Here is a 13031-nt window from a genome sequence, read left to right on the forward strand (position 1 = left end):
CTCATAACCCGGCTTTCAAACTTGCCTCAATGAATTTATCCAGGTCGCCATCCAGTACGGCCTGCGTGTTACGCGTTTCGACGTTGGTGCGCAAATCCTTGATGCGGGAGTCATCCAGCACGTAAGAACGGATTTGGCTGCCCCAGCCGATGTCGGACTTGTTGTCTTCCATCGTCTGCTTATCAGCATTTTTCTTTTGCATCTCAAACTCGTACAGCTTGGCTCGCAGCTGTTTAAACGCTTGATCCTTGTTCTTATGCTGAGAACGATCGTTCTGGCACTGCACCACGATGTTGGTTGGCAGGTGAGTAATACGTACGGCGGATTCGGTTTTGTTGACGTGCTGACCGCCCGCACCGGAGGCGCGGTACACGTCGATACGCAGATCCGCCGGGTTGATTTCGATATCGATATCGTCGTCCACTTCCGGGTAGATGAACACCGAGCTGAACGAGGTGTGGCGACGGCCGCCGGAGTCGAACGGGCTCTTGCGCACCAGGCGATGCACGCCGGTTTCAGTGCGCAACCAGCCGAACGCGTAGTCGCCGATGATCTTGATGGTGGCCGATTTCAGGCCCGCGACGTCACCGTCGGATTCTTCGATCACTTCGGTCTTGAAGCCCTTGGCTTCGGCCCAGCGCAGGTACATGCGCAGCAGCATGCTGGCCCAGTCTTGCGCTTCGGTGCCGCCGGAACCGGCCTGGATATCCAGGTAGCAGTCGGCGCTGTCGTATTCGCCGGAGAACATGCGGCGGAATTCCAACTGATCCAGCTTGCTCATCAGTTGATCCAGCTCGGCGACCGCTTCGTTGAAGGTCTCTTCATCGTCGGCTTCCACCGCCAGTTCCAGCAGCCCGCCGACGTCTTCGCCGCCCTGCTCCAGCTGATCGATGGTTTCAACGATGGCTTCCAGCGCGGCGCGCTCTTTGCCAAGCGCCTGTGCGCGCTCCGGCTCGTTCCAAACGTCCGGCTGCTCCAGCTCGGCGTTGACTTCTTCTAGGCGTTCCTTCTTGGCATCATAGTCAAAGATACCCCCTAAGAACCGCAGTCCGCTCGGACAGGTCCTGAATTCGGTTTTTTACCGGGTTAATTTCAAACATGGTTTCGTTCTTTTACGTTGATGTCGTCGATGGCGGAATGCCATTGGAACCGCTAATTCTAACGGATCCGGGCGGCAGTTTATAGCGAGTTGGTCAGTTTTTGTGGCGATCGGGAAGGATGCAGGGGATTGGAGAGCCCAATCCCCGAATTGTGTTCAATTTCGCCTCAGCGCGGCCAAAGATGCTGGATCAGCAGCTGCACGTTGCGGTTGCCGCGAAACTCGTTGACGTCGAGCTTGTAGGCCAGTTCCACCTCGCGCACGCTGCTGTCAGGCCACAGCGTGGTGTCCACGTTGAACGCGATGCCGTCGAGCAACGGGCCGCCGCCGAGCGGCTCCACCATCAGCTTCAGGTGTTTCTCGCCCACCAGCCGCTGCTGCAGGATGCGGAACTTGCCGTCGAAGGTCGGTTCCGGGAACGCCTGGCCCCACGGGCCGCCCTCGCGCAGCAGCTCCGCCGTTGTCAGCGACAGCTCCTGCATCGCCAGTTCGCCGTCGGACCAGATCACCCCTTCCAACATCGCCGGATCGAGCCATTCACCCACCAACTCGCCGAAACGCTGGCGGAACTCGTCGAATTTGGCCTCTTCCAGCGACAATCCGGCCGCCATCGCGTGGCCGCCGAACTTCATCATCAGCCCGGGGTTCAGCATATCCAGCCGCTCCAGCGCATCGCGCATGTGCAGGCCGGGCACCGAACGGCCGGAGCCTTTCAGTATGCCGTCGCCCGCCGGTGCGAACGCGATCACCGGGCGGTGGAAACGCTCTTTGATGCGCGAAGCGAGGATGCCCACCACGCCCTGGTGCCATTCCGGGTGATACATCGCCAGCCCGTAAGGCAGCTCGGTGCTGGTGCGCTCCAGCTGATCGCACAGCTGCAGGGCTTCCACCTGCATGCCTTGCTCTATCTCGCGTCGCGTCTGGTTCAGCGCATCGAGATCGTTGGCCAGCATACGCGCCTGCGCAATGTCGTCGCTCAGCAGCAGCGCCACGCCGATAGACATGTCGTCCAGCCGGCCGGCGGCATTGAGGCGCGGACCGAGAGCGAAACCGAGATCGTTGGCCGCCAGTTGGCGGGCATCGCGATTAGCCACTTCAAGCAGCGCGCGGATGCCCGGTCGGCATTTGCCGGCGCGGATGCGGTTTAACCCCTGATACACCAGAATACGGTTGTTGGCATCCAGCGGCACCACGTCGGCCACGGTGCCGAGCGCCACCAGGTCCAGCAGCTCCGCCAGATTGGGCATCGCCAGCGCGCGCTGCTCGAACCAGCCGCTGTCCCGCAGGCGGGCGCGCAGCGCCAGCATCAGGTAGAACGCGACACCAACCCCCGCCAGCGATTTGGACGGGAAGGCGCAGCCGCGCAGGTTGGGGTTAACGATCGCTTCGGCCGCCGGCAGGGTCTCGCCCGGCAGGTGGTGATCGGTCACCAGCACCTGCATGCCCTTGGCGTGCGCCACGTCGACGCCGGCGTGGGAGGAGATGCCGTTATCGACGGTGACAATGAGTTCTGCGCCGCGCGCCGCCGCCTGCTCCACCACTTCGGGGCTCAGGCCATAACCGTCTTCGAAACGGTTAGGCACCAGATAATCGACGGCTGCGCCGCCCATGCTGCGCAGCGCCAGCACCGTCAGCGCGGTGCTGGTGGCGCCGTCGGCGTCGAAATCGCCCACCACCATGATGCGGCGGCCGTCGGCCAGCGCCTGTTGCAGCAGGCCGACGGCGTCGTCGATGCCGTCCAGCTGTTGCCAGGGCAGCATGCCCTTGACGCCGCGTTCCAGCTCTTGCTCAGCCTGCACGCCGCGCAGGGCGTAAAGCCGACGCAGCAGCGGCGGCAAACTGGCGGGCAGATGCGTGTCGTCCGCCGCCGGGCGGCGGCGTAGTTGCGTTTTGATACTCACCGGCGATTAACCACCGGCTTTGGTGGCGGCCTGGTGCGCATCCAGCATGGCGGCCATCTCTTTCGGCCCCTGATAGCCCGGGATCATCATGCCGTTTTCCAGGATGATGGCCGGCGTGCCCTGAATGCCGAACTGCACGCCCAGCTCGTAATGCTTGCTGATGTCGGTTTTGCAGGTCGCCGGAGAAACGGCATCGCCCTTCATGGCGGCGTCGAACGCCTTGGCCTTGTCGGCGGTGCACCAGATCGACTGCATGTCTTTTTCAGCCTGGGAAGCCAACCCCTGGCGCGGGAATGCCAGGTAACGCACGGTAATGCCCAGATCGTTGTACTCTTTCATCTGCTGATGCAGTTTGTGGCAGTAACCGCAGGTGATATCGGTGAACACGGTGATCACGTGTTTCTCTTTCGGCGCTTTGTAAACGATCATCTGATCTTTCAGCGCGTCCATCTTGGTGCCCAGCAGTTGGTTGGTCACGTTGACCGGCTCTTTGCCGCTGACGTCAAACAGCGGGCCCTGCAGGATGTGCTTGCCGTCTTCGGAGGCGTATAGCACGCCGCTGTCGGTCAGCACGGTTTTCAGGCCGTTGACCGGTGAAGGCTGCACGTCCGCCTGCTGGATACCCAGGCTGGCGAGCGCTTTTTTGATCGCCGCGTCATCGGCATGGGCGGCGCCGGCCACCGAAGCCACCAGCAGAGAGAGCAGCATTAAACCTTTTTTCATTGTTCCAATCCTTTCGAACCCGCCGCTCAGGCGCGCGGGTGATGCTGTTGATGTAGCTGTTTCAGTCGTTCGGTCGCTACATGTGTATAAATTTGCGTGGTCGAGAGATCGCTGTGCCCTAACAACATCTGTACGACACGGAGATCGGCCCCATGGTTCAGCAAATGGGTGGCGAACGCGTGCCGCAACACGTGCGGCGACAGACGCTCGCTGTCGATGCCCGCAAGGATGGCATAGTGTTTGATGCGATGCCAGAACGTCTGTCGGGTCATTTGCTGGCAGCGGGTGCTGGGGAACAGCACATCCAGCGTCTGGCCATTGACCAGCCATGGGCGGCCGTGCTCCAGGTAATTTTCGATCCAGTAGACCGCCTCTTCGCCCAGCGGCACCAGCCGCTCCTTGTTGCCCTTGCCGATCACCCGCACCACGCCCTGGCGCAGGCTGACGTCGCTGATGCTCAACCCCACCAGCTCGGAAACCCGCAGCCCGGTGGCGTACAACACTTCGAGCATCGCCTTGTCGCGCAGCTCCAGCGGTTGATCGACGCAGGGCGCCTGCAACAGCGCATCGACCTGCGCCTCGCTCAGATCCTTCGGCAAACGCTGCGGCAACTTGGGAGACGCCAGTTGCGCGGTGGGATCGTCGGCGCGCAGCTTCTCGCGGTACAGATATTGAAACAGGCGCCTCATGGCGCTCAACAAACGCGCGGAGCTGGTGGCCTTGTAGCCGCCGTCCACCCGCTCGGCGAGAAACGCCTGCAAATCCAACGCCTGCGCCTGCAGCAAGGTGGTATTTTGCTGGCCAAGCCAGGCGCCCAGGGCCTGCAAATCCAGCCGGTAGGAGGCCAGCGTATTTTCCGCCAGATTGCGCTCAAGCCACAGCGCATCCAGGAATTGTTCAATCAGCGCATTGTCTTGCTGTTGCACGCGGTCCTCTCTTTGTTGCATTTCCACCCGCGCCATTATGCCTTAAGCCGACGCAAATCAGGTATACTCGCTGCAATTCTCTAAACAGCAACGTAACGGTTTACACATGAAGATTGGTCTGTTTTACGGCTCCAGCACCTGCTACACCGAGATGGCGGCAGAAAAAATCCGTGAGATTCTGGGTGAAGACCTGGTCGACCTGCACAACCTGAAAGACGTCTCGCCCAAGCTGATGGAGGACTATTCCATTCTGATCCTCGGCATCCCGACCTGGGATTTCGGCGAACTGCAGGAAGACTGGGAAGCGATCTGGCCGCAGTTGCCAGAGCTGGATCTGAAAGGCAAGATCGTCGCCATGTACGGCATGGGCGATCAGCTCGGTTACGGTGAGTGGTTCCTTGACGCGCTGGGCATGTTGCACGATCACATCGCGCCGCTGGGCGTGCAGTTCATCGGCTTCTGGCCAACTGAGGGCTTCGAGTTCACCAGCCCCAAACCGCTGAGCGCCGACGGCAAACACTTCGTCGGCCTGGCGCTCGATGAGGTCAACCAATACGATCTGAGCGAAGAGCGCCTGCAGCAATGGTGCGAACAGATCCTGCTGGAGATGGAGCCGCTGCTGTAGCCGCTATCGGGCGCTGAGCGCGCCCGATTCCCCTCGCTTATTTCCACAGCCGGAAGCGTGGCTCATCTTCCCCGACCGGTGTTTCCTTGGTCAAACGCGCCGGATCGGCCACCTGATACCAGTCCAGTTTGCGCGTCAACAGCATAATGCCCGCCAGAATGGCGAACAGCAGCCCGGCTCCCAGCACCAACGCATTGTCCTCCGACTGCAACAGCAAATAGAGCACGCCGTACAACAACAATAGGCTCGCGGCGAACAGCGCACCGCGCAGCTTGCCGCGCAGTACGGCGCTCAGATAGAAACCGATCAGCCCGCTGCAGGCGATGCTGGCCGCCAGATAAGCGAGAGCGAATCCCAGGTGTTCGGAGAAGGCCAGCAAAATCAGGTAGAACAACACCAGCGCCGCGCCGACCAGCAGGTACTGAATCGGGTGCACCCGCAGCCCGGTCAGGGTTTCGAACAGGAAAAACGCCATAAACGTCAGCCCGATAAACAGCAGCGCGTATTTGACCGCGCGCTCGGTCAGCTGATAGTGATCGACCGGTTCGACCAGGCTGGCGCTGAAGGCCGGCAGCTTGTCCTCGTCGATAATGGCATCGTCGTAATAGAACGCACTGTTGATGTTGTTGGCAAACCAGGTGCTGCGCCAGCGAGCGCTAAACCCTTGCTCCGTCACCTTGCGTTCGTCCGGCAGGAAGTTGCCGAGGAAATTCGGGTGCGGCCAGTTGCTTTGCAGCTGCAGCTCGCTGCTGCGCCCCAACGGCACCAGCGACAGGCTGCTGGTGCCCGCCAACGTCAGGGTGAAGTCGGCGTTCAGCCCCTCTTTTTGTTGCAGCATCGCCAGCGTCAGCGGGGCGTGGATCCCCTGGCGCAACGATCCCACGCCGGTGCCCGGTTCAAACGCCACCGGCTGCGGCATTGCCAGCGGGGAAATGCGCTTGATGCCGCGAGAGTCGCTCAGCGCCACCAGCAGGAACGGCTGACCGACGGTCACGTTGGCGCGTTGCAAATCCGTCAGCTCCGGCTGGCCGAAACGCACCTTGAAGTTCAGCGGCCCCTGATAAACCTGCGTCTGATAAATGCCCAACTTGCGCACCTCCACATTCGGCGCGCCCTGTACCTGAAGCGACTCCGGCAGCAAATAGCGGTAATGCTGCACCCGCTGCACTACCGTTTGTCCTTTCTCGTCTTTCTTCTCTTCGCGTTCGACATAGGGAATGACAATCAACGGACCGAGCACGCGCTGCGCCCCGCTGGTGCTTTCGCTCACCTGCCCGACCACGCTTTGCCGATAGCCGCTGCGTTCGTCGATCACGCTCATCAGCTGGGCGATGGGGATCAACATCACCACCATCAATCCCAGCAGCGTGGTTATTTTCCAGAAAAGTACCGATTTCATCATGCTCGCTCCTCGTAGGTAATAAGGCCACGATAAAACCCGCAAGTGAAATCAGAATGTGGTTATGTGAAGGGAAGGTGAAGTCACAGCGATAACATGAAAGTCGCTTCCACCCCGTGCGGCCGGCGGTTGCGCAGGTGAATGCCGCCATGATGCAGACGGGCGACTTCCTGCACGAAGTTCAGGCCCAGCCCGCTGCTTTTCGGCCGTTCGGCGCGCGGCAGCGAATAAAAACGTTCGAACACTTTATCGAGGGCGTAGTCAGGAATGCCGCTGCCGTCGTCACAGACGCTGATGCAGTAATGCTGTTCCCGCCGTTCGCCTCGCACGCTGACGCACCCGCCCGACGGGGTAAAGTCGATCGCGTTGTCCAGCAGGTTGGTCAACGCCTGGCTGATCAGCAACGCATCGCCGTTCAGCGTCACCTCCGCCAACGCCTCCAGTTGCAATCTGACGCCGCGCTGCATCGCCTGCGCCTCTTTGCCCGCCATCGTCTGGCTGACCAGCGCCGCGATCGCGATGGGCGCGGTCTCCATGTCTGGCCGGCTCTCCAGCCGCGCCTGCACCAGCAGTTTGTCCACCAGCTGCTGGATGCGTGCGCTTTGCTGCTCGATGTTGGTGAGAAAACGCCGGGCGGTATCCGGCGGTGGCAGCTCCTGCAACAGCTCCGCCGCGCCCCTGATCGCCGCCAGCGGGCTTTTCAGCTCATGCGTCAGGGTATGTGCATACTGTTCGATATAAGCTTTACCTTCCAGCTTCAGTCGCATGCTCTCCAACGCCTGCGCCAGCTGCGTCAATTCCCGCCCGCCCACTTTGGGCAGCGGCGCGCTTTCCCCTTGCGCCACCCCGTCGGCATAACGCACCAGCCGGCCTATCGAACGGTTGATCCACCAGACGAATACCGCGCCGATCAGCAACGCAATCCCCAGCAGCAACGCGCCGGCCCATAGAATGCGCCGTTCGCTGCGTTTGATCACCGGCGCCATGGTGCTGTTGGGTTTGCCCACGGTGAGCACGCCGATAATACGCCCTTGTTCTATCACCGGCGCGGCCACATACATCACCGAACTGTTTTCATCTTCTGGATCGCTACGGGTGCTGCGGGCGCCGTACTGGCCGCGCAGCGTCCGATAAACGTCATTCCAGCGCGAGTAGTCTTGCCCCTGCGCGCGGCCGGCAGAATCGAAAATGACCCGGCCCTGGGCATCGGTAAGATAGACGTGGTATTCACTGCGATCCTTGCGGATGCCGGAGATATTGGCGCCGATCGGCCGCCGGTTCAGCTGCGTGAACGCCTGCGCCAGTTGGCCATGCGCCGCATCGCCGCGCTGCATGTCCTGACGGGCGATTTGCGCCAACAGGTTGGCGGTGTCCACCAGCGTGCCTTCGGTAGCGCGCCGCACGCCGGGCTTCACTTCCTGGACGAAAATGCTCAGCACGAAGTACCCGGCCACCGCCACGATCAGAAAATATCCCAGCAGCAGGCGCAGGCCAATTTTCATGGCTGGCGGCTCACGCTGTAGCCCAATCCGCGGTGGGTGTGGATGGGCGGCTCACCGGGCTCAACCGCACGCAGCTTGGCGCGCAGGGTTTTGATGTGGGTATCGACGGTGCGATCCAGGCTTTCTTCCGCCTGCGCCCAAACGCTTTCCATCAGTTGCTGCCGCGAGAACACCCGTCCAGGCGCCAACAACAGCGTCTTCAGCAGCAGGTATTCGTAACGGGTCAGCGGCAGCGGCCGCTGATGGTAGGAGATGGTGGCCGCGTCTTCGTCAAGCGTGAAAGCGCCGAAATGGTAGCGCGCGCTCTGTTGCAGGCGCTGCTGCTTATGCAGGCGGCGCAAAATGGTGCGCACCCGGGCGCTGACCTCGCGAGGGGAGAACGGCTTGGCGACATAGTCGTCGGCGCCGATCTCCAGCCCGATCAGGCGATCCACTTCATCACTGCGGGCGGTAAGAAACAGAATCGGCAGGTCAGCCGCCTGAGCCAGCAGGCGGCGACACAATTCAAAACCGTTGATATCCGGCAAACCGACATCGAGGATAGCGAGCGCTGGCGCGCCTTGCGCCAGCGCCTGCAACGCCGGTTCCGCACGTTCGAACCAGCGTACTTCGAAGCCTTCGCTCTCCAGCGTGTAAACCAGCGTATCGGCAATGCTGGGTTCATCCTCCACCAACCAGAGCACGGGTTTCATCAGGGTTCCTCGCCGTTACCCGCCGGCGGATACAGCAACAGCTGCCGCAGGTGGCGCCACTCCTCTTTGCTCATGCAGTCGGAAGCCAGCCACAGCCGGCGGCGCTTTTTGCCTTCCATCGGCTGCAGCGTCAGCAGCAGGCCGTAGCCCGGCATCCAGGGCTTTTTCGCCAGCCGCCATTCTCGGCCGTGCCAGCTGAAACGCCGGTCCGCCAGCAGCCGCAGCTCGCCCTGCACTGCGGCGATGCGCTTCTGGCTACGAATGCACTGAAACACCACCAGCGTCAGCAGCACCAGCCAAAGCGGGCCATAACCTTCCGGCCAGGGCGAAATCAGGATCAGCAAGATCAGAACGCCATGAGTCAACAGGGAAAAAAGCTGGGTGCGCCAGGAAATGCGGATATCACATCGCCACTGGGCCACGGTCTTTATTTCGCGTTTGGATCAGGGTCACCATTCTCTGCAGCTCGCCGTCCTGCGGCGCGCCATGATTCATCAGCCAGTTGAACAGATCGGGATCGTCACACTCCAGCAGGCGGATAAACAGCGCCTTGTCCGCGTCATTCAGGCTGTCGTATTCGTATTCGAAGAACGGCATGATGGAGATGTCCAGCTCGCGCATGCCACGACGGCAAGCCCAGTGAATACGTGCTTTGTTGTTAATATCCATGTTGTTATGACTCACCTCTTTTCAGCGCGGCAGCGCCAGCGCAGGGTTCAAATGACACACTGTATGGCAACGCCGTCGCAATATAATTCCATCAGCCGGGGATCTGTCTGCAAGGGTGCCCTGGCCGCAAGCCTATAGAGTAACAATTTGACATACACGCCGGGAAGGCGCTTTGCTGCGGAAAACGTAATAAAGCGCAAAATGCCAAAAAAAGCGCCCCCCGGTCCCACGGCGCGAATAACAGTTTGCAAAGCCCGCCGCCTCTTTTACCATGGGTTCAATACCCTTCAGGTAAGCTAAACGTTGAGCAGGAACTTACTATGGCGCATAACATTCCATTCCCACCCCGTCAGCCCTCCGCTTCCACCCATCTCCCCCTGACGCTGATCTCGCTGGAAGATTGGGCGCTGGTGACGTTGAACGGGCCGGACACAGTGAAATATCTTCAGGGCCAGGTGACGGCGGACATCGACGCGCTGGCGGCCGATCAGCACGTGCTGTGCGCCCACTGTGACGCCAAGGGCAAAATGTGGAGCAACCTGCGTCTGTTCCACCGTGGCGAAGGCTTCGCCTATCTGGAACGCCGCAGCGTGCTAGACAGCCAGCTGGCTGAAATCAAAAAATACGCGGTGTTCTCCAAAGTCACTATCGCCGCCGATAATGACGCGGTGTTGCTGGGCGTCGCCGGTTTCCAGGCGCGCGCCGCGCTGACGGGCCTGTTCGCCACGTTGCCGGACGCCGAGCACCCAGTGGTGCAGGACGGCGAGACCACGATTCTGCACTTCGCTACGCCGGCGGAACGTTTTCTGCTGGTGACCCGCGCCGCCGTGGCCGAACAGCTGATCGGCAAGCTGCATGACCAGGCAGAGCTGAATGACAGCAGCCAATGGCTGGCGCTGGAGATCGAAGCCGGTTATCCGGTTATCGACGCTGCCAACAGCGCACAGCTGATCCCGCAGGCTACCAACCTGCAGGCGCTGGAAGGCATCAGCTTCAGCAAGGGCTGCTATACCGGTCAGGAGATGGTGGCGCGCGCCAAATTCCGCGGTGCCAACAAGCGGGCGCTCTACTGGCTGGAAGGTAAAGCGGCCCGCGCCCCGCAGGCGGCGGAAGATCTGGAGCTCCAACTGGGTGAAAACTGGCGCCGCACCGGCACCGTATTGGCGTCGAGCCAACTGGCCGACGGCACGCTGTGGGTACAGGTGGTGATGAACAACGATTTGGATGCCGATAGCCAGCTGCGGGTGCGCGACGATGCCGCCAGCCAACTGGCGATCAAACCGTTGCCCTACTCGCTGGCCGAAGAGAAATAATCCGTCGGCCGCAGGCGCCCTGCCTGCGGCCATCTTCATTACTCGTCCAATTCCCCGTCGCGCTGCACCAGATAAATCAGCACCAGAATGATGGTGACGAAGAAGCGAAACGCATCCGGCACGCCGTTCCACTGCTTCGACATCCACATGCCAAACCACTCGCCCCCAATCGACATAAAGCCGACCTGCCAGGTGAGAAAGCCCAGCGTCAGCCCCACTACCGCCAGCTTTTTCCGACCGTTAAAGGCGTGCGCAGGCAGTTTCAGGCCGCCCAACAAACGCAGGCCGCCGATCCAGCACAGCAGCGCGGTCAGGCTTTCCAGCGCGATGATGAAAATATAACCGGCGTGATGCAGCCACGGCGTCTGTATCGAGCGGTATCCGATGGTGGCGTCGGGGAAAATCGTGTCCATCATAAAGACGTGGCGCACGAAGGCGAAGTTGGAACCGTAGTCGGTGATGTTGCCGAAGGCGACCAGCGAAGCGAACAAGGCGATAGCGCAGACCAGCAGCGCTTTGGATAAGCGAACGATCATCTTGGTGAGTCCTGAACAGAGGTTAAAGAAACGGTATGCGGGCTCAGAAATGAAGGAACGGGCTTGCTGGATACCCGAAAGAAGCAAGCGCCTCTTTTTTAAAACAAAAGAGGCGCCAGTTCAATACGCATTCAGACGTAGCGGGAACGCTTAGACGTAGAGGTAGATCGCCATGAAATGGCAGGCGCTGCCGCCGAGCACGAAGGCGTGCCAGATGGCGTGGCCAAAGCGAATGCGCTTGGAGGCGTAGAAAATCACGCCCAGGGTATAGACCACCCCGCCGATCGCCAGCAGCGTGACGCCGCCGGCCTCCAGCCGCGTAACCAACTGATAAATTACGATCAGCGACAGCCAGCCCATCGTCAGGTAGGTCACCAGCGACAGGGCTTCAAAACGGTGGGCGAAGGCCAGCTTGAACAGCACGCCGAGCAGCGCCAATCCCCAGATTACCGCCATCAGGCCCTTCGCCAGCGGCGAATCCAGCCCCACGAGTAAAAACGGGGTATAAGTGCCGGCAATCAGGAGATAAATGGCGCAGTGGTCAAATTTTTTCAGCCAATGCTTGGCCTTCTGATGCGGGATCGCATGGTAGAGCGTGGAAGCGAGAAACAGCAGGATCATGCTACCGCCGTACAGGCTGTAACTGGTGATGGCCGTCGCATCGGCGCCGGTATTCACCGCCTGCACCAACAGCAACACCAGGCCGACGATGCCGAACACCAGCCCGATGCCGTGGCTGATGCTGTTGGCGATCTCTTCCGCCCACGGATAAGCCGCGGCGACAATCTTATTGCTCCCGGCTTTCACTACGTCCGTTTTCCCCATAACGCGCAACCCCTCAAAATGCCCTGCTTTGTTCGAAATTAACGCAAAGCAGCTTAACTGAGAATAATTCCAGTGTACACGTGTACGCTAAAATAAAAATGTGAACGCGTGTAACCATCGAAATCCCCCGCCCGGTGGTCTACAATCGTCAGGCTTCAACCCACCCACCTTGAGGTTTACACCATGTCATCCGCTGTACCCGCGTTAGATTTCGGCTCAATGACCCAAGTCATCCAATTCCTGATGGAAATCGATAAGTTGAAAGGTGTTCAACGCCGCACCAAAGTGCTGGGCACCCAGCGCCAGGAAAACTCCGCCGAACACAGTTGGCACTTCGCCATCGCCGCCATGAGCCTGGCGCCCTACGCCGGTGATGACGTAGACATTCAGCGCGTGATCCAGATGGCGCTGCTGCATGACATCGTAGAAATCGACGCCGGCGACGTGCTGGTCTACGATCTGGCGGCCCGCGCAGCGATCCACGATCAGGAAGTGGCGGCGGCACGTCGTCTATTCGGCATGTTGCCGGAGGCTCAGCGCGAGTATTTCACCGCTTTATGGCAGGAGTATGAAGATGGCGAAAGCGCCGATGCACGCTTCGCTCTGCTGCTGGATCGCACCATGCCGATGCTGATGAACCTGCACAATGAAGGCCAGAGCTGGGTGGAAAACGGCATCAGCCTGGAGCAGGTGCTGGCGCGCAATGCATCGATCGCCGACGTACACCCCGAGCTGTGGCACCATATGGAGCAACACCTGCGGGATGCGCAGCGCAAAGGCTGGTTGAAGTAAGGGACCGGGCTGCCGCTTCTTGGCCGCAG

General features: G+C 60.5%; 14 protein-coding genes. 3 read left to right on the forward strand and 11 right to left on the reverse strand.

Features of this window, described 5'->3' with window-relative positions; genetic code table 11:
* Window position 1: 1 nt before the first annotated feature.
* The 4 genes from prfB to xerD form a co-directional block, all read right to left on the reverse strand.
* A protein-coding gene (gene prfB / locus ACSJLU_RS20175) for a peptide chain release factor 2 (RefSeq protein ID WP_096242572.1) occupies window positions 2–1100 on the reverse strand; the annotation gives its coding sequence in 2 pieces (ribosomal slippage) (window positions 2–1024 and window positions 1026–1100; 1098 coding nt in all).
* Between the two features lie 166 nt (window positions 1101–1266).
* A complete protein-coding gene (recJ, locus tag ACSJLU_RS20180) occupies window positions 1267–3000 on the reverse strand; it encodes a single-stranded-DNA-specific exonuclease RecJ (RefSeq protein WP_016929971.1) in 1734 nt (577 codons plus the stop codon).
* 6 nt (window positions 3001–3006) lie between these two features.
* Complete coding sequence (dsbC, locus tag ACSJLU_RS20185) at window positions 3007–3723, reverse strand: bifunctional protein-disulfide isomerase/oxidoreductase DsbC (RefSeq protein ID WP_025304118.1); 717 nt, start codon at window positions 3721–3723, stop codon at window positions 3007–3009.
* 26 nt (window positions 3724–3749) lie between these two features.
* On the reverse strand, window positions 3750–4670 hold the full coding sequence (gene xerD, locus ACSJLU_RS20190; protein ID WP_154747450.1) for a site-specific tyrosine recombinase XerD: 921 nt from the start codon (window positions 4668–4670) through the stop codon (window positions 3750–3752).
* A gap of 85 nt (window positions 4671–4755) precedes the next feature.
* Here xerD and fldB point away from each other — a divergent pair, with 85 nt between their 5' ends.
* Window positions 4756–5274: a flavodoxin FldB gene (gene fldB, locus ACSJLU_RS20195; protein ID WP_025304119.1), complete on the forward strand. Its 519-nt coding sequence runs from the start codon at window positions 4756–4758 to the stop codon at window positions 5272–5274.
* A gap of 37 nt (window positions 5275–5311) precedes the next feature.
* Here the strand turns inward: fldB and creD are convergent, their stop codons facing one another.
* From creD to sdhE, 5 genes are all read right to left on the reverse strand, one after another.
* On the reverse strand, window positions 5312–6676 hold the full coding sequence (gene creD / locus ACSJLU_RS20200) for a cell envelope integrity protein CreD (protein ID WP_025304120.1): 1365 nt from the start codon (window positions 6674–6676) through the stop codon (window positions 5312–5314).
* An 80-nt stretch (window positions 6677–6756) separates the two neighbouring features.
* On the reverse strand, window positions 6757–8175 hold the full coding sequence (creC, locus tag ACSJLU_RS20205) for a two-component system sensor histidine kinase CreC (protein WP_025304121.1): 1419 nt from the start codon (window positions 8173–8175) through the stop codon (window positions 6757–6759).
* Window positions 8172–8867: a two-component system response regulator CreB gene (gene creB, locus ACSJLU_RS20210; protein WP_025304122.1), complete on the reverse strand. Its 696-nt coding sequence runs from the start codon at window positions 8865–8867 to the stop codon at window positions 8172–8174. The genes creC and creB overlap by 4 nt, the downstream gene beginning before the upstream one ends.
* Window positions 8867–9289, reverse strand: coding sequence for a protein YgfX (locus tag ACSJLU_RS20215; protein ID WP_025304123.1), 423 nt, complete (start codon window positions 9287–9289; stop codon window positions 8867–8869). Before ACSJLU_RS20215 ends, creB begins: the two co-directional genes overlap by 1 nt.
* On the reverse strand, window positions 9270–9536 hold the full coding sequence (gene sdhE / locus ACSJLU_RS20220) for an FAD assembly factor SdhE (protein ID WP_004931679.1): 267 nt from the start codon (window positions 9534–9536) through the stop codon (window positions 9270–9272). The genes ACSJLU_RS20215 and sdhE overlap by 20 nt, the downstream gene beginning before the upstream one ends.
* Window positions 9537–9856: 320 nt before the next feature.
* Between sdhE and ygfZ the strand changes: the two genes are divergently transcribed.
* Window positions 9857–10849, forward strand: coding sequence for a tRNA-modifying protein YgfZ (ygfZ, locus tag ACSJLU_RS20225; protein ID WP_025304124.1), 993 nt, complete (start codon window positions 9857–9859; stop codon window positions 10847–10849).
* A gap of 38 nt (window positions 10850–10887) precedes the next feature.
* On the opposite strand, the gene ACSJLU_RS20230 is transcribed toward ygfZ, so the two are convergent.
* Window positions 10888–11385 carry a DUF2165 family protein gene (locus ACSJLU_RS20230; protein WP_025304125.1) on the reverse strand — a complete coding sequence of 166 codons (498 nt, stop codon included), beginning with the start codon at window positions 11383–11385 and terminating at the stop codon, window positions 10888–10890.
* A gap of 150 nt (window positions 11386–11535) precedes the next feature.
* Window positions 11536–12210, reverse strand: a complete 675-nt coding sequence (gene trhA / locus ACSJLU_RS20235; protein ID WP_033639467.1) for a PAQR family membrane homeostasis protein TrhA — start codon at window positions 12208–12210, stop codon at window positions 11536–11538.
* Window positions 12211–12393: 183 nt separating this feature from the next.
* Here trhA and ACSJLU_RS20240 point away from each other — a divergent pair, with 183 nt between their 5' ends.
* Entirely contained in the window at window positions 12394–13002 is a 609-nt protein-coding gene (locus ACSJLU_RS20240) for an HD domain-containing protein (RefSeq protein WP_025304127.1), read from the forward strand.
* Window positions 13003–13031: the final 29 nt, after the last annotated feature.

It is taken from the genome of Serratia bockelmannii (genome assembly GCF_051803255.1).
Lineage (GTDB): Bacteria > Pseudomonadota > Gammaproteobacteria > Enterobacterales > Enterobacteriaceae > Serratia > Serratia bockelmannii.

Bases quoted from the DNA above. Each gene is read 5' to 3' on its own strand.
- creC (WP_025304121.1), bottom strand. From the start codon at position 8,175: ATGAAAATTGGCCTGCGCCTGCTGCTGGGATATTTTCTGATCGTGGCG.
- sdhE (WP_004931679.1), bottom strand. From the start codon at position 9,536: ATGGATATTAACAACAAAGCACGTATTCACTGGGCTTGCCGTCGTGGC.
- ygfZ (WP_025304124.1), top strand. From the start codon at position 9,857: ATGGCGCATAACATTCCATTCCCACCCCGTCAGCCCTCCGCTTCCACC.
- xerD (WP_154747450.1), bottom strand. From the start codon at position 4,670: ATGCAACAAAGAGAGGACCGCGTGCAACAGCAAGACAATGCGCTGATT.
- ACSJLU_RS20230 (WP_025304125.1), bottom strand. From the start codon at position 11,385: ATGATCGTTCGCTTATCCAAAGCGCTGCTGGTCTGCGCTATCGCCTTG.
- creB (WP_025304122.1), bottom strand. From the start codon at position 8,867: ATGAAACCCGTGCTCTGGTTGGTGGAGGATGAACCCAGCATTGCCGAT.
- creD (WP_025304120.1), bottom strand. From the start codon at position 6,676: ATGATGAAATCGGTACTTTTCTGGAAAATAACCACGCTGCTGGGATTG.
- dsbC (WP_025304118.1), bottom strand. From the start codon at position 3,723: ATGAAAAAAGGTTTAATGCTGCTCTCTCTGCTGGTGGCTTCGGTGGCC.
- ACSJLU_RS20240 (WP_025304127.1), top strand. From the start codon at position 12,394: ATGTCATCCGCTGTACCCGCGTTAGATTTCGGCTCAATGACCCAAGTC.
- fldB (WP_025304119.1), top strand. From the start codon at position 4,756: ATGAAGATTGGTCTGTTTTACGGCTCCAGCACCTGCTACACCGAGATG.
- trhA (WP_033639467.1), bottom strand. From the start codon at position 12,210: ATGGGGAAAACGGACGTAGTGAAAGCCGGGAGCAATAAGATTGTCGCC.